This is a genomic window from Aeromonas sp. 601039 (assembly GCF_049174415.1).
In the GTDB taxonomy this organism is placed as follows: Bacteria; Pseudomonadota; Gammaproteobacteria; order Enterobacterales; family Aeromonadaceae; genus Aeromonas; species Aeromonas veronii_A.
This window is the reverse complement of sequence record NZ_JAAKTL010000010.1, coordinates 1-23,067: the sequence shown is the minus strand read 5'-3', so window position 1 is coordinate 23,067 and position 23,067 is coordinate 1. Positions and strand designations below refer to the sequence as shown.

Here is a 23,067-nt window from a genome sequence, read left to right as displayed (position 1 = left end):
TAGTTGAATGGATCAATCTTTATGCACAAAGATGACTACAAAAAGCACTATTAACAGAAAAGACAAAAGAGCGTAACTCAGTGAATCTACTATCTTGCAGCCTGCAATTCCTATTCATGTTCATATGAATACATATCTGATGGCAAAATGCGGACCCAATCGGCAAGGCGACAAACTATGTCGCGCACCTGCCAATAATATGGCAGCGTCTGCCACGGTTACGACAACGAATAACCATGAAAAGCACAGCTCCCGGCCTGATCACCGGGAGCTGTGCGGATTATTCGGCTGAAACCGGTTGGTAATGGTTGACGATCCACGCCTCGAAGTCGGCCAGCATGCGGGTTTCCGACTCGTTGTTGTCGGCGATAAGCTCGGCGCCGTGGACCACCCGGATATGGGCATCGAGCGGGCTTCCCTCGCCAGCCGCGGGGCGCTGCTGGGCTGCGGCCATGCAGGCTTGCGCCTGTTGCCACGCCTCAGCGGCGCTCAGGTTGCACGCCTCGGCCAGAGGCACGGCACTGAAGCCTTCACCAGTCAGGCTGCGCAGGGTCTCATCATGAGTCATGCCGTTGCCCGGCCCCCAGTAGTGGGCGGCCAGATCCGGCCCGATGCGCGGGTTGTCGGTGAGGTAGCCATCGCGCTTGAGGAAGTAAGCGCGGGTCTGCTCCACCGCCATCAGCGCCAGCAGGTAGCCGTGATAGGCGCAGGCCGACTCCTGATTAAGGAGGTGCGGAATGGCCAGCAGCGGGCGCGGGCTCTCGACACCGAGGATCTTGCGCTCCCACTTGCGGGCCAGCGCCAGCACAGCCTCGGGAGTACGTTCAGCCTCATCCATGGCGTAGAGATCCCGCTCGAAGTAGGCCACCAGCGCGATCTGACGTTCGTTAAAAGCGCGAAACGGCTGACGGGCGGCGATCATCTCCTTGATAAGCGCATCGGGGATCGCCTCTCCTGCCGCATTTCTGGCGTAGCGTTTGAGCCAGTCGGCATCGTCCAGCAGGCTGTCGCAGAACATCGACTGGGTCTCGGCATAAGCCATAGAGGTGGGCGGAAACTCCTGTGAGAAGCAGGGGGCATTGCCGGTGACATTGGCAAAATGCGCGGCGTGGCCCCCCTCGTGGAACAGGGTGTTGAGCCCGCTCCAGCCGCTGCCCACCTGCGCCGGATCGGCCAGGCTGGTGAAATTGACCACCGCAGGTATCCACTCCCCCTGCTGGAAGAAGCTCGGCACCGGGCCGTGGCAGAAGCCGTTCTCGTATTTCCCCTCCCGGGTCAGCAAGTCCAGGGTGAGGGTCGCCCCGCGATACTGGATGCCGAGACGACGGAAGCTCTCGACCCAATCCTTCAGCGCCCGCGAGAAGGGCACATAAGGATCGAGCTGGCGGGTTACATCACCACTGATGGCGTAGCGCAGGTTATGGGGCATCAGGGCCGCCTCCCCCTTGGCCGCTTTCAGCTCGGCAAGGCTTTGCTGCAGCCGGGCGTCGGTGCGGGAAATGAAGTCGTCGAGAATGGAGAACAACTGCTCCGGGCTCATCTGCTCGTTCTTGCGCACCTTGTAATCGAAGTAGTCGCGATAGCCCATGGCTCTGGCAAAGCGGTTGCGCAGCGCCACCACCTCGAGAAAACCATTGCCGACCACCCACTGCTCCAGGGTGTGGAACATGGCGAGCGCGCTCTGGCGCACCGCCTCGCTCGGGCTGGCTGCAAGGGAGGTACTGGCGGCGGGTAGGCTACCAGCCACCTGCTGGCCATGCTCATCCAGCAGGGTCAGTTTCAGCTCCTTGCGGCGGGCGAACAGCGCCGCCTCGGCAGCCACCAGCTCATCCATCAGGGCGGCAGCGGCGGGATCTTCAATCACATTGCACTCGAAGAAGGCGATCCAGCCTTGCAGACCGCGCTTGATATCATCCTCGTCGGCCTGCGCCAGCATCTCCCGCAATTCGGGCAGACGGGCCGGATTGGCGCAAAAAGCCTTGTAGGCCTGCTCGGCCGCGGTAAAACCGGCCTGATCGTCGCTGGTGCCCATATAGGTGGACCAGAAGAGATCCTCCTTGCGCCTGTGTACCTGCAGATAGTCGGCGTTGAGCTGGTTGAAGTAATTCCTGGCAATGGAACTCATAAATTCCCTCTTGTTATGGGGTCACCCGCAGCGGGGCCCACTCCTTTTTTAGTGAAATGCCAAATGATTCACACTCTTTGGCAAAAATTGCGCAGGGATGCGCCTGAACACGCTACCAAAAAATGGGGAGTGCTGTCTGCTGGCTATACTGTTGTCAAAACGCTCATTTAAGGGCGCGCGACCACTGGTTAATAGTAAATAAGTTGTTACATCAAGCAATTGGCTGCCGCAGTAACGAGCCATAGAAAATCAACAGGGAATGAGGGTTTCGTCATGTTCAAGCTCGGTGATATCACCGTGAGCCGCAAATTGTTTTTGCTGCTCACGTTGGCGTTTGTCGGTTTTGTCTCGCTGCTGTTCATCTCGGCCAACACGCTCCAGCGCAATCTGATGAGTGAGCGAGAGGCGCGGCTCAATGCGGTATTAAGCCAGGCCATGAGCCAGATCCAGTTTCTGGCCAGCACCCTGCCTATGGAGCAGGCGCAGCAAGAGGCACGCAAGCTGCTGACCAATATGCGCTTTGACGACAACAACTATCTGTTCGTGATCAATGAGAACCGCCAGATGCTGGTGCACCCCATCCGGCCGGAGCTGGTCGGCCAGACCATGGGGGAAGGAACAGGTGCCACCGCCGGGCAGTTCTGGCTGCAGATGGTCGATATTGCCAAGGGAGGCAAACAGGGCACCCTGCAATATGTCTGGAGCGGCCCATCGGGCGAAACTGCTGACAAGCTCTCCATGGTGTCAGGCTATCAACCCTGGGGCTGGATCCTCGGTTCCGGCATGCTGCTGCAGGATATCCAGCAGACCATCTGGGCCCAGTACATGAAGATGGGTAGCGCCACCGCCATTGTGACCCTGCTGATGGGGCTGCTGGGCTGGCGCATCACCCGCTCCATCGTCTCCCCCCTCAACCAGATCAACAACGCCATGCAACGGGTCGCCCAGGGGGATCTGGTGGTGAGCATCCCGGTACATGGCAAGGATGAGCTGGGCATGGTCGCCCGCTGTACCAATCAGAGTCTCGATGCCATTCGTCACGCCCTGCTGGAGGCCAGTCTGGGTGCCCGCAACGTGGCCGATGCAGCCCTGCGCATCGCCGCCTCCGCCGAGCAAACCAATCAGGCGGTGAGCAGCCAGCGGGATCAGCTGGCCCAGCTCGCCACAGCCATGAATGAGATGAGCGCCACCATCTCCGATGTGGCCGGGCATGCCGAAAATACCGCGCGGGATACCCAGGAAGCGACCGGAGAAGCTGGCCTCGGCAACCGTGACGTTCACGCCAGTGTGCACGGCATCAAGGCGCTGGCTACCGAGGTGGAGCAGGCCACCCTGCAGGTCAACCAGCTCAAAGAGGGGGTCATGCAGATCGGTGAAGTGACCGCCGTCATCAGCTCCATCTCGGATCAGACCAATCTGCTGGCTCTCAACGCCGCCATAGAGGCCGCCCGTGCTGGCGAGCAGGGGCGTGGCTTTGCCGTAGTCGCCGATGAAGTGCGCCAGCTGGCCAGTCGTACCCGCCAGTCCACCGAAGAGATCCAGAGCACCATCGCCCAGTTGCAGCAACGGGCCGTCACTGCTGCCAATGCCATGGATGCCAGCCGAAAACTGGCCGAAAGCAGCGTCAACCAGTCACAACAAGCGGGTCAGGATCTCACTCTGATCGTCAACCATATCCAGCATGTGAGCGACATGGCGACCCAGATCGCTACCGCCGCCGAACAGCAGAGCATGGTGGCCGAGGATATGAATCGCAACGTCAGCGGCATCAACGACTCGGCGCTCGAGATGTCCCAGTCCGCCTCGCAACTGGCGCAGGAGAGCGAACTGCTGGCCGGTCTCTCCCGCAGCCTGGATGAGCGGCTTGCGGTGTTCAAACTGGGCAAGGAGTCCAGCAAGACTCCTATGATGCCAACTCTACATCACTCCAATAGCGAGCAGCGCGCCCGCCATTGATGGCGTCAATCCGTGTCGCCTTGTCACTCGACCTGCCAGCTCGGCTGGCAGGTTTTTTTAAGCCGAAAAACGCGCAGCAAGCATGCATCTTATCGGCATATTCAACGGCATTCGACGCCATTCATAAACAAGAGAACAATTTAAAAACAGCCAGTTAGAACGTTTTTTGTGCCACCGGATTATGCATTTAAACATTCAACTTCAAATAATTAATCAATGCGGTGCACAATGCTGATGGCCGAACATTTGGCCCATCACTAACCATCTAGTCATTTGGCAAACTGACCGAAAGGTCGGGACGCAAAGCCTCCGGTCTACAGACGTTTTGTCCAGGATAGCGGGGTTGCCACACGCAAGTGTGCATCGGGGAACTCCCTGGCCAACTGACTGCCCACATCTATCGAACAGAGGAATGTATGGCAGCAAAAATCCAACTCAATCACATCGCGGCGGTGCTGGCCCTGCTGGCCAGCGGCAGCGCCCTGGCTCATGGCTACATCAGCCAGCCCGAGAGCCGCAACTACCTGTGCAAAACCGGCGGCAACAGCCAGTGTGGAGGCGTACAGTGGGAACCCCAGAGCGTGGAGGGGCCATCAGGCTTCCCGCAAACCGGCCCGCAGGATGGTCAAATCGCCTCGGCGGGCAGCCCGCGCTGGAGCGAGCTGAACATCCAGACCAGCGACCGCTGGACCAAGCGTGAAATACAGCCCGGCCCCTTCGCCATCAGCTGGACCTTCACCGCCAACCACGTCACCCGCAACTGGCGCTACTACCTCACCAAGCAGGACTGGAACCCCAATCAACCGCTCACTCGCGACTCGTTCGACCTGACCCCCTTCTGCGTCATCGACGGCAACATGGTGCAGCCGCCCAAGCAGGTGACCCATAACTGTGTCCTGCCGGAGCGCACCGGTTATCAGGTGATCCTCGGCGTGTGGGAAGTGGGCGACACCAGCAACAGCTTCTACAACATCATCGATGCCAAGTTCAAAGATGGTAGCCAGCCGCCGCTGGAGTGGAGCCAGGCCGGCACCATCTACCCCTCCATCGACCTCGCGGTGGGTGACAAGGCGATGACCCGGGTATTCGATGCCAACGGCGAGCGCCCCGATCTGCAGACCGTGCTGACCATCACCAATGCCGAGCAGGGCCAGAAGAACAACTGGGCCCATGCCCTCGCCGGCAAGCTCAACGCCGAGCAGAGCCTGATCCGCGCCGGTCAGCAAGGAGCCGATGGCCAGTTCAATCCGATCTACGGCATGAACCCCGTCTATCTGCATCGAGACAGCAAACTGGATCGAGTCGAGATTGATCTGCAACAGCTGCAGCCGCCGGTAGTGGACAGCATCAGCGTCAGCGGTCTGGCCAGCGACTATGTGCTGGACAACGGCAAGGCAACCCTCGATTTCACCGTCACCGCACAGGGCGATCTGGCCGTCACCAACACCCTCTATGACCACGGCGGCGTCGCCAAGGGTGAAAGCAGCGCTGACATCAAGGACAGCAGCCACACCTTCACCATGGCGCTGGAAGGGCTCAAGGCCGGTCACCACCAGCTGGTGATCAAGGCCACCCCGAAAACGGGCGGCGAGACCATTCAGCAGACCATGGATCTGATGTTCAAGGAGCAGAGCAGCGGCGAATACGACTTCGTCTTCCCGAACTCGCTCAAATCCTATGCCGCCGGCACCAAGGTGCAGCAGCCGAAAAATGGCAAGGTCTATCAGTGCAAGCCCTTCCCCTACAGCGGCTACTGCCAGCAGTGGACCACCACAGCCACCCAGTACGAGCCGGGCATCGGCTCCCACTGGCAGATGGCGTGGGATGAAGTGAAGTAACTCGCCACCGGATAGTAGAAGGGGAGCCATTGGCTCCCCTTCTGTCGTCTCTTCCGATTCAAATCTGGAAGTCGAGGGCGGGTTCGCTGCCCATGGCGCGGGCCTGAATATCCGCCAGCGCCAGCTCGGGGTTGCAGAGCTGGATAAACTGCCAGGCAAAGTTGTGCTGGAACTGCCCCTGCTTGAGGCCAATCCAGGCAGTGTGGGGGGCAAACAGATGGCTGCCGTCGAGCTGTACCAGCCCCTGATCACGCTGGCCGTCGAACGCCATGTCAGCCAGTATGCCGACCCCCATCTCCAGCTCGACATAGGTCTTGATGACATCGGAGTCCTGCGCCGTCAACAGGATCTGCGGCTCGATACCAGCCGCAGCAAAGGCTTCATCCACCCGTACCCGCCCGGTCAACCCGGCTTGATAGGTGACGATAGGCCAGTTGGCCAGCGCCGCCAGCGTCAGATCCCGCTCACCCGCCAGCGGATGTTGCCCGGGCACCACGATATTGTGGTGCCAGCGGTAGTAGGGGAATGCCACCACCCCTTCGCTCTTGTCGAGCTGCTCGCTGCTGATGCCGATATCCACCTCGCCGGTCTGCACCAGCCGCACTATCTCCTCCGGGCTGCCCTGACGCAGCTCCAACTGTACCAGCGGGAACTGCTCGCGAAACGCCTTCACCACCCGCGGCAGGGCATAGCGGGCCTGGGTATGGGTGGTCGCCACCAGCAAGCGGCCCGAGTCGCGGTTGGCGAAGGTGCTGGCCAGTTTGCGGATGTTGTTGGCGTCATTGAGAATGCGCTCGGCAATCACCAGCAACTCCTTGCCAGGCTCGGTCATACCGAGCAGCCGCTTGCCGTAGCGGATAAATAGTTCGATACCGAGCTCCTCTTCCAGCTCGCGGATATGGCGACTCACCCCGGATTGCGAGGTAAAAAGGGCGTTGGCCACCTCGGTCAGGTTGTAATCCCGCCGCGCTGCCTCCCGGATAATGCGTAACTGCTGAAAATTCACCTTGTCGCCTCCTGCGAAGAGTGGGCGACACAATCTGCCCGCCCCTCTCATTTTTGTTATTTGGCCGGGATCATGCCCGGCTAACAGCCTGAAACGGGCGACCACACCGCCCGCAACACAGCATCAAATCTGATAATCGGGATAGAACTGCGCCTGTCTGGCCACCAGCCTCACCCCCTGTCCCGGAGCAAACAGCTTGGCCGCCTCCTTGCTCAGCTCCGCCTCATAGTGGGCCCCTTTGGTTTCGCCATCGCCACGCAGTTCCACCCGAATGCGTGGCCCCATGGGCAGCAGACGGGTGATGGTGGCGCGGATCCCGCCCGGCGCATCGGCTGGCAGAATCTCCAGTTCATGGGGACGGACATAGGCGATGGCGGCACTGCCGTGGGCCAGATGAGAAGCCGACGGCCCGCCGAGCAGCTGCTCGCCGACACCGAATCCCTGCTCCGCCACCCGACCGCGGAACTGGTTCACGCTGCCAAGGAAGCTGTGGACGAAGGAGCTGGCGGGCTGGTCGTAGACCTCGGCCGGGGTGCCAATCTGCTCGACCCGTCCGGCGTTCATCAGCACCACCCGATCTGCTACCTCCAAGGCTTCTTCCTGATCGTGGGTGACGAACAGGCTGGTGACGTGCAGCTCGTCGTGCAGCTCGCGCAGCCAGCGGCGCAGCTCCTTGCGCACCTGCGCATCGAGGGCGCCGAAGGGCTCGTCCAAGAGCAGTACCTTGGGCTGCACCGCCAGCGCGCGGGCCAGCGCGACCCGCTGACGCTGACCGCCGGAGAGCTGGGTCGGATAGCGCTCGGCCACGTGGCTGAGCTGCACCAGATCCAGCAGCTCTTTGACCCGGGCACGAATGGCCGCCTCGGCCGGGCGTTCACTGCGCGGTTTGACCCTAAGGCCAAACGCCACGTTCTCGAACACCGTCATGTGGCGAAACAGGGCGTAGTGCTGGAACACGAAGCCGACGTTACGCTCGCGCACATGGAGATCCGAGGCATCCTCACCGCGGATGATGACGCTGCCACTGTCGGCTTGCTCCAGCCCGGCGATGATCCGCAGCAGCGTGGTCTTGCCGCAACCGGAGGGGCCGAGCAGCGCCACCAGCTCACCGTCGTGAAAGTCGAGGTTGATGTCTGCCAGCGCCGCGTACTGATTGAAATGCTTGTTGAGTTGTTGAACCTGAATGCTCATGGCTGCCTCTTTAAAACGGTGATTCAGTGAGATTTGGTGGGCTGGGCACGCAGCCGGGCCAACAGGGTTTCACCCAGCAGGGTGAAGATCCCGAACAGAGCCAAGAGGCTTGCCACTGCAAAGGCGGCGCCGGTCTGGTACTCGTTGTAGAGGATCTCGATATGCAGCGGCAGGGTATTGGTCTGGCCGCGAATATGACCGGAAACCACCGACACCGCGCCAAACTCCCCGACCGCACGGGCGGTACAGAGCAGCAGGCCGTACATCAGGCTCCAGCGAATGCCGGGCAGGGTGACGCGCCAGAACATCTGCAGGCCGCTCGCCCCCAGCATGATGGCCGCCTCTTCCTCTTCCGGGCCGCGCGCCTCCATCTGGGGCAGCAGCTCGCGCACCACGAAGGGCACGGTGATGAAGGTGGTAGCCAGGATGATCCCCGGGGTGGCGAAAATGATCTTGATGTCGTGCTCGCTCAGCCAGTCACCAAACCAGCCGCGGCTACCGAACATCAACACCAGCATCAGACCGGCGATCACCGGCGACACCGAGAAGGGCAGATCGATGATGGTGATGAGCAGTTGCCGACCGGGAAAGCGGAAACGGGCGATGGCCCAGGCTGCCGCGATCCCGAACAGCAGATTGAGGGGAACGGCGCAGAGGGTCACCAGTGCGGTGAGACCGAGGGCGCTCAGGGCATCCGGCTCGCTGATGGCGTGCCAGAAAAAAGCTAGCCCCGGGCTCAGCGCCTGAATAAAGACGGTGGCCAGCGGCAGCAACAGCAGAGCGGCAAACCAGCCCAACCCGACCGTGATCAGCAGCCACTTGACCCACTGGGGTTCACGGATCACGACCGGTGCCTTGCGAGCAGGAGTCGCCTCCACAGAGGCCGCCTCAATGGCGATAGCAGATGAACTCATATCCGGCTCCCTCCGATGCGAGACCAGCTCCAGGCCTGCAACTTGTTGATTAGCAGTAACAAAATGAACGAAATCAGCAGCATCACCACTGCGATGGCGGAGGCACCGGCGTAGTCATACTCCTCCAGGTGGCTCATGATCATCAGCGGCGCGATTTCCGAGACCATCGGCAGGTTGCCGGCGATGAAGATGACGGAGCCGTACTCCCCCACCCCGCGGGCAAACGCCAGCGCAAAACCGGTGAGCAGGGCAGGCACCAGGGTCGGCCAGAGCACCCGCAGAAAGGTCTGCCAGCGATCGGCGCCGAGGCTGGCGGCCGCCTCCTCTTGCTCAGTTTCAGCCTCCCGCAGCACCGGCTGCAGGGTGCGCACCACAAACGGCAATCCGATAAAGGTGAGTGCGATGACCACCCCGATAGGGTTGTAGGCGAACTGGATGCCGAGCGGCGCCAGCAACTGGCCGATCCAGCCGTTGGGAGCGAAGATGGCGCACAGGGCGATGCCGGAAACGGCGGTCGGCATGGCAAACGGCAGGTCGATCAGCGCATCCACCAGACGACGACCGGGGAAGGTGTAGCGCACCAGGATCCAGGCCAGGATCAGGCCAAACAGGCTGTTGAGCAGCGCCGCGACAAAGGCCGCACCGAAGCTCAGGCGAAAGGAGGCGAGCACCCGGGGTGAACCGATCACCTGCCAGAACTCGGCGGCGGTCAGGTTGTTGACCGCAAACAGCACCAGGGCCGAGAGCGGCAACAGCACCAGCAGGCCCAGATAGAGCAGGCTGAACCCTAGGGTGGGGCCAAAACCGGGCAGGACAGAATAAGAACCAAATCGCATAACACATCCATCTGTTATGAAGAATTTTCGATATGGTGATTCTGCGCACTCCCCTCATCGGCAACAAACATCAATTGCGACTTTGCTAATCACTTTTTTGTCTAACCGCAGAGTCACAAGGCTCTTGGCGCACTCCAAATAAAAAAAGGTCTTTTATATAAATAAAAGACCTAAGAAATGGAGCAATACGGAGCGGAGCATTCAAAGAACGGGGGCATGGAGTAGCCAGCGAACAGCGCGCTCGCCAACCCTCCAACCACTTCACAGATACCTAGCGAAAGCCCAATACGACCGGCTGGGGCGATGCGATCTTGACCGGTGCCACTACCAGCTCACCACGGCGGTAGAGTGCCCCCAGCAAATGCAACCCCTGATGCCAGTCCCCATGACCTGACTGGGCATTGATATGGCCCGCCTCACCGGCATCGAACAGCGGCACCTGCCACTGACGGCTCCAGTATTCGGCCCGTTCAAAGCTCATCCAGGGATCATTGCGGCTGGCCACCAGCTGGGCCGACACCTGCAGCGGCCCGGCCAAGGCCTCATCCGCAATGCCAAAACGGGCGGGATCGGCGGGCGCCACCAGAAAGATCGAGGCCACCTTCTCCGGCTGCAAGCGGGCCGCCGCGATGGCGGTCAGGGCGCCGAAAGAGTGGGCCACCAGATGGACCCGGCTGCGGCGACGTTTCAACTTGCTCGCCAGCTTGGCACTCCAGACCCTGAGGTCCGGCTTGTCCCACGGCAGCCCGGTCATCCGCTGCCATTGGGGAAAATGATCGTGCCAACGGCTCTGCCAGTGATCCGGCCCACTGTTGTGCAGACCGGGAACCAGGAGGATCTTGTTCATCTTGGTGCTCCTATCGGCTGGCACAGGGGCCAGTTCAGTGATGGATAACGAAGCTATCAACGACCCGGCTGATAGATCTGGTCAAACAAACCACCCTGGGCGAAGTGTTTCTTCTGGGCTTTCTCCCAATCCCCTTCCAGATCCTTGACGGTAAAGAAGGCAAGCTGCGGGAACTGGGCTGCCGTCTCCTTCAGGATCGCCGGGTTGCTGGGGCGATAGTGATGTTTGGCGACGATATGCTGCCCCTCGTCAGAGTAGAGATAATCGAGATAGGCCTTGGCCACCGCGTCGGTACCGTGCTTCTTGGCCACCTTGTCCACCACCGCGACCGGCGGCTCCGCCAGAATGGAGACCGAAGGCACCACCAGCTCGAACTTGTCGCTGGCACCCGCCTGACCAAGCACCAGCAGGGCTTCGTTCTCCCACGCCAGCAGCACGTCACCGAGACCGCGCTCGGTAAAGCTGGTGGTGGCACCGCGGGCGCCTGAGTCCAGCACCTTCACGTTCTTGAATAGATCGCCAACAAACTGCTTGGCCCCCTCTTCACTGCCGCTCTTCTTCAGGGCATAGCCCCAGGCGGCCAGATAGTTCCAGCGTGCCCCGCCGGAGGTCTTGGGGTTGGGAGTCACGATGGCGACATCCTTGCGCACCAGATCATCCCAATCCTTGATCTGCTTGGGATTGCCCTTGCGCACCAGGAAGACAATGGTGGAGGTATAGGGCGAGGCGTTGTTGCCGAGGCGACTCTGCCAGTCGGCAGCGGTCAGCCCCTCCTTGGCGATGGCGTTGACATCGTAGGCCAGCGCCAGCGATACCACGTCGGCCTCCAGTCCATCCACCACAGCGCGGGCCTGCTTGCCGGAGCCACCGTGAGACTGGCTCACCACCACGTCGTCGCCGGTTTTGGCCTTCCACTCCTTGGCAAAGGCGGCGTTGTACTCCTGAAACAGCTCGCGGGTCGGATCGTAAGAGACATTGAGCAGGCGGATCTCGGCGGCATTGGCCTGACCAAATGCCAGCAGAGAGAGCAGGGTCAGGGCGGTCATTCGCAGTTTCATGGTGATTCTCCATATCTTGTTGGGTTGAGAACAGCATGCCGTGGAGTTGTTATGCCCAGAAGAAAGAAATAACTCTTTGCTTATCTCTTTTGCTCATATCAACTCAGCCACCCGCACCAGGAGCCAGACGCAGACTCTGTGAGCCATGCCCCTCTGTGACCTCAAGCGCTGTGCCATCATGGGAACAAGGCAGGCAGATGACGAAAAGGAAGTCGTTATGTGGATCAATGCAGAACCCGTCAACGGTGCCCTGGTCTCGCTGGCCATCGGCCTCATCATCGGACTGGAGCGGGGCTGGCAGGTGCGCCAGCTGGGGGATAACCAGCGCATCGCCGGGATGCGTACCTACGGCCTCATCGGCCTGCTCGGCGGGGTATGCGGTTTGCTGCTGCCCACCCTGGGCTCCTGGCTGCCGCTGCTCGGCCTGCTGGCGGTGGTGATCGGCTGCGGCCTCTCGGTCTGGCTGGCCCAGCGCTGGCAGGGGGAGTTCGGCCTCACCAGCTCGGTAGCCATGCTGCTCACCTATCTGCTGGGACTGATGTCGGTGCTGCTCAGCCCGAGCGAAGCGGTGGCCTGCGCCGTGCTGGCCGCCCTGTTGATGGGTTTGAAGGGACAGATCCAGCAGGGGATGCTGTTTCTCAGCGAGACCGAATTCCACGCTACCCTGCGCTTTCTGCTTATCTCGCTGGTGCTGCTGCCGGTGCTGCCCAACGAGGAGATGGGCCCCCTCGACGCCTTCAACCCCTTCAAGATCTGGCTGATGGTGGTGGTGATCGCCGGCATCTCGTTTTGTGGCCACTTCGCGGTACGCCTGCTCGGCACCCGCGCCGGACTGGTGCTCACCAGCATACTGGCGGGATTGGCCTCCTCCACCGCCCTTACCCTGCAGTTCGCCCGTCTCAACAAGGAGCAGGGCGGGCTGGAGCGACTGCTGGCCACCGGCATCCTGCTGGCAGGGGCCACCATGTGGCTGCGGCTGCTGGTGCTGGTGCTGCTCATTCACAGCGAACTGGCGATGCGCCTCATCGCCCCCCTGTTGCTGCTGGCCACCACAGTCTACGGCTTTGCCTTCTGGTTCTGGCGCCAGCGCGAGGAGCTAACTGACGGCCCGGTACAGCCGGAAACCAGCAACCCGCTCGATCTGTCCACCGCCATCAAGTTCGGCCTGCTGCTGGCGCTGATCGGCTTTATGGCAACGCTGCTGCAAGACAAGGTGGGCAACTCCGGGGTCTATCTGCTGTCGCTGGTGTCGGGGATCACCGATGTGGACGCCATCACGCTGTCGCTCTCCCAGCTTTCCCACAAGGAGCTGGCGCTGGAGGTGGCGGCCCGCGGCATCCTGCTGGCCGGTCTGGTCAACTCGCTGGTGAAGGGGCTGCTGGCCCTCGGCATCGGCGGGCGCAGTCTCGGGCTGCGGGTATTGCTCCCCTACTTCGTCTCGGCCCTGCTGATCCTGCCCCTCGTCTGGCCCACAGGTTGACGGGGATCACCTGCAACAAGTGACAGACTGACGGCGCCCCTGACAGTCACGTATACTGCCTGCTCTTGCAGCATGAGGAGGTAGCAATGGCGAGCGACTGGGACAAGGTACTGGCAGGCGGGGCGCTGGATGACCAGAGCGAGGAGATAGCGAACGACCGGATCCGCGGTCAGGCGCTGCTGGCCAAACTCAACAGTTCATCGGCGGGCGATGCCCCTCTGCGCCAGCAGATCTGCCGCGAGCTGTTCGGCCACTGCCCCGACTCCTGCTGGATCAGCACGCCATTTACCTGCGAGTTTGGCCGCAACATCCATATCGGCGAGAAGACCTTCTTCAACTTCAACGTCACCATTCTCGACGTGGGCGAAGTGCACATCGGCAGCCATGTGCTGCTGGCCCCCAACGTGCAGATCTACACCGCCACCCACACCATGAACTATCTGGAACGACGCAACTGGACTGCCTACAACAAGCCAGTGCGGATCGGTGACGACTGCTGGATTGGCGGCGGCGCCATCATCTGCCCCGGCGTCACCATAGGGCCGCGCTCCATCATTGGCGCCGGCGCCGTGGTCACCCGCGACATCCCGGCCGACTCGGTGGCGGTGGGCAATCCGGCCAGGGTGATCCGCACCCTCAAGCAGGACGAGGAGCGCTGCTGGGAGCTGGCCCAGTGATGGCGCTGGCACTGCTGCCACTGGGCGCAGCCCTCTGGCTCGGCCTCGGCGAGCAGCAGTGGTGGCCGCTGGCCGTGTTGCTCACCATGAGCCTGCTCACGGTGGCCGCCTACGCCTGGGACAAGCGGCAGGCAGTGCGCGGCGAGTGGCGCATTCCCGAATCGAGGCTCCATCTGCTGGAGCTGTGCGGCGGCTGGCCGGGCGCACTGGTGGCCCGCCAGTGGTTGCGTCACAAGACCCAGAAGCGCAGCTACCGGCTGGTCTTCTGGTTTATCGTGCTGCTGCACCTCACCCTGTGGGCCCTCTGGCTTGGCCGCCCCCTCTGGCAGCAATAGCCACCCGGGTAAGCAAGGTGGTGGCTTGGCCGCCCTCTCTGGCAGCAATAGCCAACTGCATCACAAAGGCGAAACGGGGCCCATTGCGGCCAATTGGCGGCTATGAGAAAACAGAACGGATCCATCAGCGTTTTCGCCGTTTATAGACGACAAGGAGTCGTGACATGACCATGTGGACAGGCATAGTCCTGATCGTATTTATCAGCATATTGTTCGGATATCTCGGCAAACGGGCTCGCTACCAGATGGGGGATGCCCGCATCACCGATCGCCTCGGCAAGCAGGATATGATCATAAGAGAGCTACAGGAGCGGATCGCCAATCTGGAGGCGATCGTCATCGAGGAAGAGAAACGGCGCCCGTTTCGGGAGCTGTGATTTTTCGCCATCAGGCGTCAGATAACCAAAATTCAAATCAAAGAAAGAGGGCTGCATGATGCAGCCCTCTCTCGTTTCAGCAAATTCAGATTGCCAGCGGCAGCAACTCCGCATAATCGCGGATCGCCGGAAAAGCGGTGATGTTCTGCTCCGGCTTGCAGCTGTCCGGATTCTGGATCGCCAGCTGATAGCCGATGCCATAGTCGGCGGCGGCCCGCAGGATCCGCTCGCTGTCATCCACAAACAGGGTGCGGGCCGGATCGAACACCAGCCGCTGTGCCAGCGCCTGCCAGCAATGCTGGCTCTCCTTCGACCAGCCCAGCTCATGGGTACTCACCATCAGATCCAGATGCTCGCTCAGCCCCAACTGCGCATCCTTCACCGACAGACTGGCGGGGTGGGCGTTGGTGAAAAGCACCAGCTGCTTGCCCGCGGCACGCAACTCGGCCAGAAAGGGGATGGCATGGGGTCGCCACTGGATCTTCGCCAGCAGCTCCTGCTTGAGGGCGCGAATATCGAGCCCCAGGGTCTCGCTCCAGTAATCCACGCAGTACCAGTTGAGGGTGCCGTTGACCGCCTGATAGTGGACGTCGATCTGCGCTTTGGCTTCATCCAGCGGCAGACCGAGCCGCTCGGCGTAACGCTCCGGCACCAGCTGCTGCCAGAGGTGGTTGTCAAAATGCAGATCGATCAGGGTGCCATCCATATCGAGCAAGACGGTATCTATCTGGTGCCAGGGCAAGGTGGTAGCGCGGGAGTGTGGCATCGGGTCTCTTGATCTCGGTGTCGCGAAAGAAATGGAGCGGCAGTATAGCGGATTTTTCCTCCCCCTTTGCCATCCCTGGCCCGTGGTGTTCGGTGTGAGAGTCGTTTACTCTTGAAGCACGATTTTTTAACGAGCTGCCAGCGTCCGATGAGCGACCCCCACAAGAGCAAACCCGAGCACATCTCTGCCGACCAACTGGATCATCCCAAGAGCAAACCGGAGATCCTCAAGGCCGATATCGTGGCCGAGAGTCGGCTGTTCAGAGTAGAGTCCCTCCACCTCAAGTTCTCCAACGGCGAAGAGCGGGTCTACGAGCGGATGCGCGGCGGCAATCGTGGCGCCGTCATGGTGGTGCCGCTGTTCGATGCCCACACCCTGCTGCTGGTGCGCGAGTATGCCGCGGGCACCCACTCCTACGAGCTGGGCTTTCCCAAAGGGCTGATCGACCCAGGCGAAGATGCCTTCGAGGCGGGAAACCGGGAATTGATGGAAGAGGCGGGCTTTGGCGCCAACAGCCTGACCCTGCTCAAACAGGTGTCGCTGGCGCCCGGTTACTTCTCCAGCAGGATGGACATCCTGCTGGCCCGGGATCTCTTCCCCGAGCAGCGGATCGGCGACGAACCCGAACCGCTGGAGGTAATCCCCTGGCCGCTAAACCGGATCGACGAATTGCTGGCACGGCCCGACTTCACCGAGTCGCGCAGCATCAGTGCCCTGCTCTTGGCCCAGAAGTGGCTGGCGGAGCAGGCAGAGTAGCCCGCAGACGGGCAGTTAACAGACAGAGGATAACGAGATGCAGGAGTTGTTGGCCTGGGTGCCGGGGGTCAAGGAGATTGCCCGCGAAGCCGGAAGGATCCTTCACGACATCTATCATGGCGGTCAGTTCGAGCGTCAGCTGAAGGAGGATGCGACCCCGGTCACCAGTGCCGATCTTGCTGCCGATGCCTACCTCAAGCAGGCGCTCTCGGCGCTCACTCCCCACGTTCCCGTGCTGACTGAAGAGGCGGCCGACATCCCCTTCAGCCAGCGATCCAACTGGCGGCAGTACTGGCTGGTGGATCCCCTCGACGGCACCGGCGAATTTATCGCGGGCAGCGGCGACTTCGCCACCCTGATCGCCTTGGTGCGGGACAATGTGCCGGTGCTCGGGGTCATCTATGCTCCCGAGTCCAACGTGCTCTACTGGGCGGTGCGCGGCTACGGCGCCTTCAAGGAGGTGAATGGCGAGGTACTGCCCATCAGCGCCATGCACCACGAGCATGACCAGCCCGACTCGCTGGTAGTTGCCATCAGCCGCCGCCAGAAGCTGGAGAACCTCACCCGCCGCCTCAACCCGGCCATCAACTACGAGCTGATCCCGCTTGGTTCCAGCTCCCTCAAATCCTGTCTGGTGGCGGAAGGGGCGGCCGATTGCTACGTGCGGCTCGGCCCCACCGGCGAGTGGGACACCGCCGCCGCCCAGTGCATCGTCGAGGCAGCCGGTGGCCGCATCCTCAGCCTGGCGTTGCAGCCACTCAGCTACAACGAAACCGAGTCGCTGGAGAACCCTGACTTTATCGTGATGGGGGATCCGGATCTCGCCTGGGGCAACATTCTTGCCCACTAGACGAGTAGCGATATCATCACTCCAGACATGCAGGCGGCCCGATGGCCGCCTGCTTTTTCAGAGTCGTTGTCCGGGGTGATGGCCGGTGTGATCCGCTGGTCAAGGCGCGCTTGCACAGCGTGATACTCTGGCAAAGAAGCGAAATGATAGTGAAACATCACAATTGGTCGGCGAGAAACGGTGCGATTTTTCACGTAATTCTGAAAACACCTTATTAGCCAAAATAAAAAAATGATCGCAGATAAAACTTTGGTTTTATATTTCACAAAAATCACCATTGTCAGTTTTGTTGCATTCTGTGACCCAGATTCCATTCCCAATCTCGCTGGCTAAACCCCGCAATGGCAGTGATATGTTTCAGTCTCGCTTTTTGAGAATTAAATCCCGATAAACCACAATAAACTCAGATTAAAACACTAACAAAAAGTGAATTAGTAATGAGTTTATCTGTAGAGGCTACCAAGGAGCTATCCGGTTCCTGCTCCACCACTGCCAGCATCACCCGCTGGCGCCGTCACGACACCCACTGGGTCATCAGCCTGTTTGGCACCGCGGTTGGCGCTGGCATCCTGTTCCTGCCCATCAATCTGGGTCTGGGCGGGATCTGGCCTCTCGTCATCGTCGCGGTACTGGCAGGCCCCATGACCTTCCTCGCCCACCGCGGGCTGGCGCGCTTCGTGCTCTCATCGTCACGCCCCCACGCCGACTTCACTGAAGTGGCGGAGGAGCACTTCGGCAAGATGGCCGGTCGCCTCATCTCGGCGCTCTACTTCCTCTCCATCTTCCCGATCCTGCTCATCTACGGGGTCGGACTGACCAACACGGTGGAGAGCTTTATGGTCAACCAGCTCGGCATGGCGACCCCGGATCGGGTGATGCTCTCCGGCGTGCTGGTGTTCGCCATGATCGCCGTGATGCTGGCGGGTGAGAAGGCGATGCTGCGTGCCTTCGCCTTTATGGTCTATCCGCTGGCGGCCATTCTGGCGGCCCTCTCCTGCTACCTCATTCCCCAGTGGCAATGGCCGGAAGTGACGGCGTTTGGAGGGGTCAGCTTCCTCAACACCGTCTGGCTGGCACTGCCGGTCACCGTGTTCGCCTTCAGCCACGCCGCCGCCATCTCCGGCTTTGCCAACGTGCAGCGCCGGGAATATGGCGAACAGGCGGAAGCCAAGAGCGGCCTGATCCTGCGCAACACCACAGTGATGCTGGTGGGCTTCGTGCTGTTCTTCGTCTTCTCCTGCGTGCTGAGCCTCTCGCCAGCCCAGCTGGCTGAAGCCAAGGCCCAGAACGTCTCTGTGCTCTCCTATCTCGCCAACATCACCGATAACCCGGTGATCGTGACTCTGGGGCCGCTCATCGCCTTTATCGCCATCAGCTCCTCCTTCCTCGGTCACTTCCTCGGTGCCCGCGAAAGCCTGAAAAGCCTGATCGCCAAGCCCACCGGCCTGCCGCTGGCCAAGGCGGACAAAGTCGGCATCGCCCTGATGTTCTTCTCTATCTGGGGTGCTGCAGTCATCAACCCGGGCATTCTGGGGCTGATGGAAACCCTCTCCGGCCCGGTCATCGCCATGATCCTGTTCATCATGCCGGTGATTGCCATCTACAAGGTGGAGGCGCTGGCCCGCTTCCGTCACGGCTGGACCAACGGCTTTATCCTGCTGACCGGTTCGCTGGCGGTATCGGCGCTGATCTTCAGCCTGCTGAAATAACAACAGCCCCGTAAACGGGGCGGCTGAAACGACAAGAGGCGACCCACGGGTCGCCTCTTGTTCATTGCAAATCGCTTACTCTTTGTCGAAATCTTCGATCTCTTTGCCCAGCGCTTCCATGATGGCGCGCGCTTCGGCCGGGACACTGTCCGGTTGATCCTTGCGCAAGTCTTCGTCGCAAGGGAGCGGCTGGCCGGTGAAAGCGTGCAGGAAGGCTTCACAGAGCAGCTCGCTGTTGGTCGCATGACGCAGGTTGTTCACCTGACGGCGGGTGCGCTCATCGGTCAACACTTTCAACACCTTGAGCGGGATCGAGACGGTAATCTTCTTGACCTGTTCGCTCTTCTTACCGTGTTCCGCGTAGGGGCTGACGTAGTCGCCGTTCCACTCTGTTCCCATGACTCACCTGTTCTCATTTAGCCGTGAGCGCGGATTTTAACCCTTAAGGAAATTAATGGCAATCCAACAGCAAAGCCATTTAGACGTCTAGAAGTGTTGACGGCTTTTTTAAGCTGGCGTAGTGTGGTTGTCCATGAGCCCGCAATGGCGGGATGGCGCGTGGCAGCAAGATGCCGGCGTGTAAAGAGACATCAAGGAGAGTGATATGACCCACAAGGCTACCCTGGCGGTTCGCACCGGGATTGAGACAGACCAGCAACACGGTGCCGTGGTGCCCCCCATCTACCTCTCCAGCAACTACACCTTTGCCGACTTTGGCGAGCCCCGTCAATACGATTATGCCCGCTCCGGCAATCCGACCCGCACCAATCTGGCGGACGCGCTGGCGGCGTTGGAAGGGGGCGCTGGCGCCGTGGTTACCGGCACCGGCATGGGCGCCGTCCATCTGGTCACCACAGCACTGCTCAAGGCGGGGGATCTGCTGCTCGCCCCCCACGACTGCTACGGCGGCACCTGGCGCCTGTTCGAGTATCTGGCGGCCAAGGGCCACTACCGGGTGCAGTTTGTCGATCAGGGGGATGAGGCCGCACTGGCCGCCGCGCTGGCCCTGAAGCCTGCGCTGGTATGGGTCGAGACCCCCTCCAACCCGCTGCTGCGGGTGGTGGATATCAGCGCCATTGCCAGCGCCGCCCACGAGGTGGGTGCGCAGGTGGTGGTGGACAACACCTTCCTCTCCCCCCTGCTGCAACAACCCCTGGCCCTCGGTGCCGACGTGGTGGTGCACTCCACCACCAAGTACATCAACGGTCACTCCGACGTGGTGGGCGGAGTGGCGATCGCCAAGGAGGCCGCACTGGCGGAGTCGCTGGTGTGGTGGGCCAACTGTCTGGGGCTCACCTCCGGGGCGTTCGACTCCTACCTCACCCTGCGCGGCCTACGCACTCTGGCCCCCAGATTGCGCACCCATCAGGAGAACACCGATCGCATCCTCGCCTTCCTGCAACAGCAGCCGCTGGTGAAACGCATCTATCACCCCAGCTTGCCGAGCCATCCGGGCCATGATATTGCGCGCCGTCAACAGTCCGGCTTCGGCGCCATGCTAAGTTTTGAACTCGATTGCAGCGAGGCGGGTATTCGCGCCTTCCTCGCGGCCCTCACCCTCTTCTCGGTAGCCGAGTCCCTCGGCGGGGTGGAGAGTCTGGTGGCCCATCCGGCCAGCATGACCCACAGGGCCATGACCCCGGTCGCGCAGCAGGCAGCAGGTATCAGCGCCCAGCTGCTGCGGTTGTCGGTCGGTATTGAACACGGTGAAGACCTGGTGGCCGATCTGGCTCAGGCTTTTGAACAGGCGCAGCAGGCAGAACAGGTAGCGAAGTAATGGAACAGCAGCAACAAGGAGAGATCGCGGTGGCAGCAGAAGCAGGATTGAAGCGACGTCACGTCCACAAATTTGGTGGCAGCAGTCTGGCGGATCCGGTCTGCTATCGCCGGGTCGCCAGCATCGTTGAACAACAGGTGGGTGGCGACGAGCTGATCGTAGTCTCCGCCGCCGGCAAGACCACCAACCGGCTGATCCAGCTGGTGGAGCTGGCCGAAGCCGGGGATGAAGCCGCCGGCGAGGCCATCTCGGCCCTGCAGGCCTATCAACAGAGCCTGATCGACGGCCTGCTGGAAGGGGAACTCCACCTCGAACTGAGCCAGCAGCTGGCCGACGACATGCAGCTGATCGCCAAGACCCTGGAGGGGCAGTTTGACCGCTTCGAGCGCAACGGTCTGCTCGCCTTTGGCGAGGTGTGGTCGGCGCGCCTGTTGGCGGCCCTGCTCACCAGTCGCGGCGACAAGGCCATCTGGCTCGATGCCCGCAGCTTCCTGCGCGCCGAGGATGGCGCCCTGGTCAAGGTGGATACCGCGCTCTCCAGCGAACTGCTCAAGGCGCGGCTGGCGGAACACGCCGGCCGCATCGTGGTGACCGGCTTTATCGCCGCCGACATGGAGGGTCGCTCCCTGCTGCTCGGTCGCAACGGCTCCGACTACAGCGCCAGCCTGTTGGCCCTGTTGGCAGACGGCGAATCCACCACCATCTGGAGCGACGTGGCCGGTGTCTACAGCGCCGACCCGCGTCGGGTGAAAGAAGCTCGCCTGCTGGAGCGCCTGAGCCTCGCCGAAGCCAACGAGCTGGCCCGCCTCGGCTCCTCGGTGCTGCACTCGCGCACCCTGCAGCCAGTGGCCGACAGCCGCCAGCGGCTCACTTTGCGCTGCAGCTACAACCCGGATGAGGGCTGCACCCATATCCTGCGCCGTGCCCCCCGCTCCGGCGGCGCCCGCATCGTCTCCTCGGTGGATCAGATCGCTCTCATCGAGCTCAAGGTGCTGCCGCAGACCCATTATGAGCAGACGGTGGCGGCCATCGAGGCCCATCTGGCCCGCCATCGCCTCAACCCGCTCACCCTGCAGCGCCAGCCGGATCGCCGGGTCCTGCGCCTCGCCTACACCCTCGAGGTGGCACAAGGCGCCTTCGAGCTGCTGCGCGACTTCCAGCTGCAAGGGAGCTTCACCGGCCTCATCCAGAAAGAGGGGTACAGTCTGGTGGCGCTGGTCGGCGCCGGTGTCACCGACAACGCGGAGCAGTGTCACCGCTTCTATCAGCTGCTGGCAGATCAACCGCTGGAGTTCGTACAGGTGGCCCGAGATGGCCTGAGTCTGGTGGCCGTGCTGCGTCAGGTAGTGCTGGAGCCGCTGCTCATCGCCCTGCACAGCGCCCTGTTCAGCCGCCCGACCCGGGTCGGACTGGTGGTGTTCGGCAAGGGCAATATCGGCGGCCACTGGCTCAGCCTCTACGCCCGCGAAAAGGCACGGCTGGAACATGAACTCAATCTGGCGCTCACCCTCTACGGGGTGTTCAGCTCGGAGGGGGGTCTGCTCGATGAAGAGGGGCTCAACCCCCTCAAGGTACAGGACAACTTCAATCCCAAGCCGCTGATCTGGCCGGAGTTGCTCTCCCAGCTTGAGCAGCACGGCTTCGATGCGCTGGTTGCGCTGGACATGACCGCCAGCGAAACGGTGAGCCGCTACTATCCGGATTTTGCCCAGCTCGGCATTCATATCATCGCCGCCAACAAGTTTGCCGGTGCCGCCGACAGCGAGTTCTACCAGCGCATCAAGCAGACCTGCCGCGACCATCAGGTGCAGTGGCGCTACAACGCCACCGTGGGCGCCGGGCTGCCAATCCAGTCCAGCATCCAGATGCTGCGCCAGAGCGGCGACCGCATTCAGGGGGTCTCCGGCATCTTCTCAGGCACCCTCTCCTGGCTGTTCCAGCAGTATGATGGCACCCGCCCCTTCTCCGAGCTGGTGGACGAGGCGTGGCAGCACGGCCTGACCGAGCCGGATCCCCGCGAGGATCTCTCCGGTCAGGATGTGCGTCGCAAGCTGCTTATTCTGGCGCGGGAGGCGGGCTTCGAGCTCGACTCCGCCGATATCGAGCTGGAGAATCTGGTGCCCGTTACGCTGCGCAAGGTGACCGCCGATCAGTTTATGGACAGACTGAAAGAGCTGGATGGCCCGATCCAGACCGCCTTCGAAGGGGCCAAGCGCCTCGGCAAGGTGCTGCGCTACGTGGCCCGCTTCGAGCATGACGGCAAGGCGCGGGTCGGACTGGAGGCGCTGGAGCCCCATCACCCGTTTGCGAACCTCTTGCCGTGCGACAACATCTTCGCCATCGAGAGCGACAGCTACCGCACCAACCCGCTGGTGATACAGGGACCGGGGGCGGGTCGGGAAGTGACCGCCGCCGCTATCCAGTACGATCTGTGGCAGATCTGCGCCAGCCTCTAAGGCAGATTGCAAAGGGAGCAGCACCTCTCTCCCGCGCTGTCTAGTCCTGAAATAGGTTTACACATTTTCAACTAGCATTTCTCTACTCAGAACCCCCTATGTACCGCATCGGG

The 23,067-nt window shown here is 61.5% G+C and carries 21 protein-coding genes and 1 riboswitch; of the genes, 11 read left to right on the top strand and 10 right to left on the bottom strand.

The annotated features are described in order from the left end of the window. Positions 1–280 precede the first annotated feature (280 nt). The gene (locus G5195_RS10165) at positions 281–2,125 is read right to left on the bottom strand and encodes a M3 family metallopeptidase (protein WP_421222081.1); all 1,845 of its coding nucleotides are present in this window, start codon (positions 2,123–2,125) and stop codon (positions 281–283) included. Positions 2,126–2,398: 273 nt separating this feature from the next. Between G5195_RS10165 and G5195_RS10160 the strand changes: the two genes are divergently transcribed. Together G5195_RS10160 and gbpA are read left to right on the top strand one after the other, a co-directional pair. Beyond that, complete coding sequence (locus G5195_RS10160; RefSeq protein ID WP_421222083.1) at positions 2,399–4,081, top strand: methyl-accepting chemotaxis protein; 1,683 nt, start codon at positions 2,399–2,401, stop codon at positions 4,079–4,081. A 265-nt stretch (positions 4,082–4,346) separates the two neighbouring features. Beyond that, positions 4,347–4,432, top strand: a riboswitch (cyclic di-GMP riboswitch). Between the two features lie 65 nt (positions 4,433–4,497). Then, positions 4,498–5,919, top strand: a complete 1,422-nt coding sequence (gene gbpA / locus G5195_RS10155) for an N-acetylglucosamine-binding protein GbpA (protein ID WP_421236092.1) — start codon at positions 4,498–4,500, stop codon at positions 5,917–5,919. A gap of 58 nt (positions 5,920–5,977) precedes the next feature. Here gbpA and cbl read toward each other — a convergent pair whose 3' ends face one another. From cbl to G5195_RS10125, 6 genes are all read right to left on the bottom strand, one after another. Then, the gene (gene cbl, locus G5195_RS10150) at positions 5,978–6,925 is read right to left on the bottom strand and encodes an HTH-type transcriptional regulator Cbl (RefSeq protein WP_106843855.1); all 948 of its coding nucleotides are present in this window, start codon (positions 6,923–6,925) and stop codon (positions 5,978–5,980) included. Between the two features lie 123 nt (positions 6,926–7,048). Further along, complete coding sequence (locus G5195_RS10145; RefSeq protein ID WP_106843854.1) at positions 7,049–8,116, bottom strand: sulfate/molybdate ABC transporter ATP-binding protein; 1,068 nt, start codon at positions 8,114–8,116, stop codon at positions 7,049–7,051. A 23-nt stretch (positions 8,117–8,139) separates the two neighbouring features. Continuing rightward, complete coding sequence (gene cysW, locus G5195_RS10140) at positions 8,140–9,030, bottom strand: sulfate ABC transporter permease subunit CysW (RefSeq protein WP_064337393.1); 891 nt, start codon at positions 9,028–9,030, stop codon at positions 8,140–8,142. Further along, the gene (gene cysT, locus G5195_RS10135; RefSeq protein WP_421236091.1) at positions 9,027–9,866 is read right to left on the bottom strand and encodes a sulfate ABC transporter permease subunit CysT; all 840 of its coding nucleotides are present in this window, start codon (positions 9,864–9,866) and stop codon (positions 9,027–9,029) included. The genes cysW and cysT overlap by 4 nt, the downstream gene beginning before the upstream one ends. 271 nt (positions 9,867–10,137) lie before the next feature. After that, a complete protein-coding gene (locus G5195_RS10130) occupies positions 10,138–10,713 on the bottom strand; it encodes an RBBP9/YdeN family alpha/beta hydrolase (RefSeq protein WP_058056497.1) in 576 nt (191 codons plus the stop codon). A 56-nt stretch (positions 10,714–10,769) separates the two neighbouring features. Then, positions 10,770–11,771, bottom strand: a complete 1,002-nt coding sequence (locus tag G5195_RS10125; RefSeq protein ID WP_167558228.1) for a sulfate ABC transporter substrate-binding protein — start codon at positions 11,769–11,771, stop codon at positions 10,770–10,772. 217 nt (positions 11,772–11,988) lie between these two features. Here G5195_RS10125 and G5195_RS10120 point away from each other — a divergent pair, with 217 nt between their 5' ends. The 4 genes from G5195_RS10120 (at position 11,989) to G5195_RS10105 (ending at position 14,640) form a co-directional block, all read left to right on the top strand. Then, positions 11,989–13,251 carry an MgtC/SapB family protein gene (locus G5195_RS10120; protein WP_421236090.1) on the top strand — a complete coding sequence of 421 codons (1,263 nt, stop codon included), beginning with the start codon at positions 11,989–11,991 and terminating at the stop codon, positions 13,249–13,251. 86 nt (positions 13,252–13,337) lie between these two features. After that, on the top strand, positions 13,338–13,928 hold the full coding sequence (locus G5195_RS10115; protein WP_245148108.1) for a sugar O-acetyltransferase: 591 nt from the start codon (positions 13,338–13,340) through the stop codon (positions 13,926–13,928). Then, positions 13,925–14,263 (top strand): DUF1294 domain-containing protein, encoded by a 339-nt coding sequence (locus G5195_RS10110; RefSeq protein ID WP_139442953.1) that lies wholly within the window; start codon positions 13,925–13,927, stop codon positions 14,261–14,263. Before G5195_RS10115 ends, G5195_RS10110 begins: the two co-directional genes overlap by 4 nt. A gap of 164 nt (positions 14,264–14,427) precedes the next feature. After that, a complete protein-coding gene (locus G5195_RS10105; RefSeq protein WP_245148109.1) occupies positions 14,428–14,640 on the top strand; it encodes a hypothetical protein in 213 nt (70 codons plus the stop codon). An 85-nt stretch (positions 14,641–14,725) separates the two neighbouring features. Here the strand turns inward: G5195_RS10105 and yrfG are convergent, their stop codons facing one another. Further along, positions 14,726–15,406, bottom strand: a complete 681-nt coding sequence (gene yrfG, locus G5195_RS10100; RefSeq protein ID WP_266135302.1) for a GMP/IMP nucleotidase — start codon at positions 15,404–15,406, stop codon at positions 14,726–14,728. Between the two features lie 147 nt (positions 15,407–15,553). On the opposite strand from yrfG, the gene nudE reads away from it, so the two are divergent. Together nudE and cysQ are read left to right on the top strand one after the other, a co-directional pair. Then, positions 15,554–16,162, top strand: coding sequence for an ADP compounds hydrolase NudE (nudE, locus tag G5195_RS10095; protein ID WP_168769989.1), 609 nt, complete (start codon positions 15,554–15,556; stop codon positions 16,160–16,162). 37 nt (positions 16,163–16,199) lie between these two features. Then, positions 16,200–17,012 carry a 3'(2'),5'-bisphosphate nucleotidase CysQ gene (cysQ, locus tag G5195_RS10090; RefSeq protein ID WP_005357849.1) on the top strand — a complete coding sequence of 271 codons (813 nt, stop codon included), beginning with the start codon at positions 16,200–16,202 and terminating at the stop codon, positions 17,010–17,012. Here cysQ and G5195_RS10085 read toward each other — a convergent pair. Then, complete coding sequence (locus G5195_RS10085) at positions 17,009–17,278, bottom strand: hypothetical protein (RefSeq protein WP_421222092.1); 270 nt, start codon at positions 17,276–17,278, stop codon at positions 17,009–17,011. The two genes, cysQ and G5195_RS10085, sit on opposite strands and share 4 nt — an antisense overlap. A gap of 171 nt (positions 17,279–17,449) precedes the next feature. Between G5195_RS10085 and G5195_RS10080 the strand changes: the two genes are divergently transcribed. Further along, complete coding sequence (locus G5195_RS10080; protein WP_421236089.1) at positions 17,450–18,721, top strand: aromatic amino acid transport family protein; 1,272 nt, start codon at positions 17,450–17,452, stop codon at positions 18,719–18,721. 75 nt (positions 18,722–18,796) lie between these two features. Here the strand turns inward: G5195_RS10080 and metJ are convergent, their stop codons facing one another. Next, a complete protein-coding gene (gene metJ, locus G5195_RS10075) occupies positions 18,797–19,120 on the bottom strand; it encodes a met regulon transcriptional regulator MetJ (RefSeq protein WP_005340251.1) in 324 nt (107 codons plus the stop codon). A 205-nt stretch (positions 19,121–19,325) separates the two neighbouring features. On the opposite strand from metJ, the gene metB reads away from it, so the two are divergent. Both metB and G5195_RS10065 read left to right on the top strand, forming a co-directional pair. After that, entirely contained in the window at positions 19,326–20,498 is a 1,173-nt protein-coding gene (gene metB, locus G5195_RS10070; RefSeq protein ID WP_421236088.1) for a cystathionine gamma-synthase, read from the top strand. Next, complete coding sequence (locus G5195_RS10065; protein WP_421236087.1) at positions 20,498–22,954, top strand: bifunctional aspartate kinase/homoserine dehydrogenase II; 2,457 nt, start codon at positions 20,498–20,500, stop codon at positions 22,952–22,954. The genes metB and G5195_RS10065 overlap by 1 nt, the downstream gene beginning before the upstream one ends. Positions 22,955–23,067 lie beyond the last annotated feature (113 nt).

Excerpts from the sequence above, each read along its gene's own strand:
- G5195_RS10165 (WP_421222081.1), bottom strand. The coding sequence starts at position 2,125 with ATGAGTTCCATTGCCAGGAATTACTTCAACCAGCTCAACGCCGACTAT.
- G5195_RS10160 (WP_421222083.1), top strand. The coding sequence starts at position 2,399 with ATGTTCAAGCTCGGTGATATCACCGTGAGCCGCAAATTGTTTTTGCTG.
- gbpA (WP_421236092.1), top strand. The coding sequence starts at position 4,498 with ATGGCAGCAAAAATCCAACTCAATCACATCGCGGCGGTGCTGGCCCTG.
- G5195_RS10145 (WP_106843854.1), bottom strand. The coding sequence starts at position 8,116 with ATGAGCATTCAGGTTCAACAACTCAACAAGCATTTCAATCAGTACGCG.
- cysW (WP_064337393.1), bottom strand. The coding sequence starts at position 9,030 with ATGAGTTCATCTGCTATCGCCATTGAGGCGGCCTCTGTGGAGGCGACT.
- cysT (WP_421236091.1), bottom strand. The coding sequence starts at position 9,866 with ATGCGATTTGGTTCTTATTCTGTCCTGCCCGGTTTTGGCCCCACCCTA.
- G5195_RS10130 (WP_058056497.1), bottom strand. The coding sequence starts at position 10,713 with ATGAACAAGATCCTCCTGGTTCCCGGTCTGCACAACAGTGGGCCGGAT.
- G5195_RS10125 (WP_167558228.1), bottom strand. The coding sequence starts at position 11,771 with ATGAAACTGCGAATGACCGCCCTGACCCTGCTCTCTCTGCTGGCATTT.
- G5195_RS10120 (WP_421236090.1), top strand. The coding sequence starts at position 11,989 with ATGTGGATCAATGCAGAACCCGTCAACGGTGCCCTGGTCTCGCTGGCC.
- G5195_RS10115 (WP_245148108.1), top strand. The coding sequence starts at position 13,338 with ATGGCGAGCGACTGGGACAAGGTACTGGCAGGCGGGGCGCTGGATGAC.
- G5195_RS10105 (WP_245148109.1), top strand. The coding sequence starts at position 14,428 with ATGACCATGTGGACAGGCATAGTCCTGATCGTATTTATCAGCATATTG.
- yrfG (WP_266135302.1), bottom strand. The coding sequence starts at position 15,406 with ATGCCACACTCCCGCGCTACCACCTTGCCCTGGCACCAGATAGATACC.
- nudE (WP_168769989.1), top strand. The coding sequence starts at position 15,554 with ATGAGCGACCCCCACAAGAGCAAACCCGAGCACATCTCTGCCGACCAA.
- cysQ (WP_005357849.1), top strand. The coding sequence starts at position 16,200 with ATGCAGGAGTTGTTGGCCTGGGTGCCGGGGGTCAAGGAGATTGCCCGC.
- G5195_RS10080 (WP_421236089.1), top strand. The coding sequence starts at position 17,450 with ATGAGTTTATCTGTAGAGGCTACCAAGGAGCTATCCGGTTCCTGCTCC.
- metJ (WP_005340251.1), bottom strand. The coding sequence starts at position 19,120 with ATGGGAACAGAGTGGAACGGCGACTACGTCAGCCCCTACGCGGAACAC.
- metB (WP_421236088.1), top strand. The coding sequence starts at position 19,326 with ATGACCCACAAGGCTACCCTGGCGGTTCGCACCGGGATTGAGACAGAC.
- G5195_RS10065 (WP_421236087.1), top strand. The coding sequence starts at position 20,498 with ATGGAACAGCAGCAACAAGGAGAGATCGCGGTGGCAGCAGAAGCAGGA.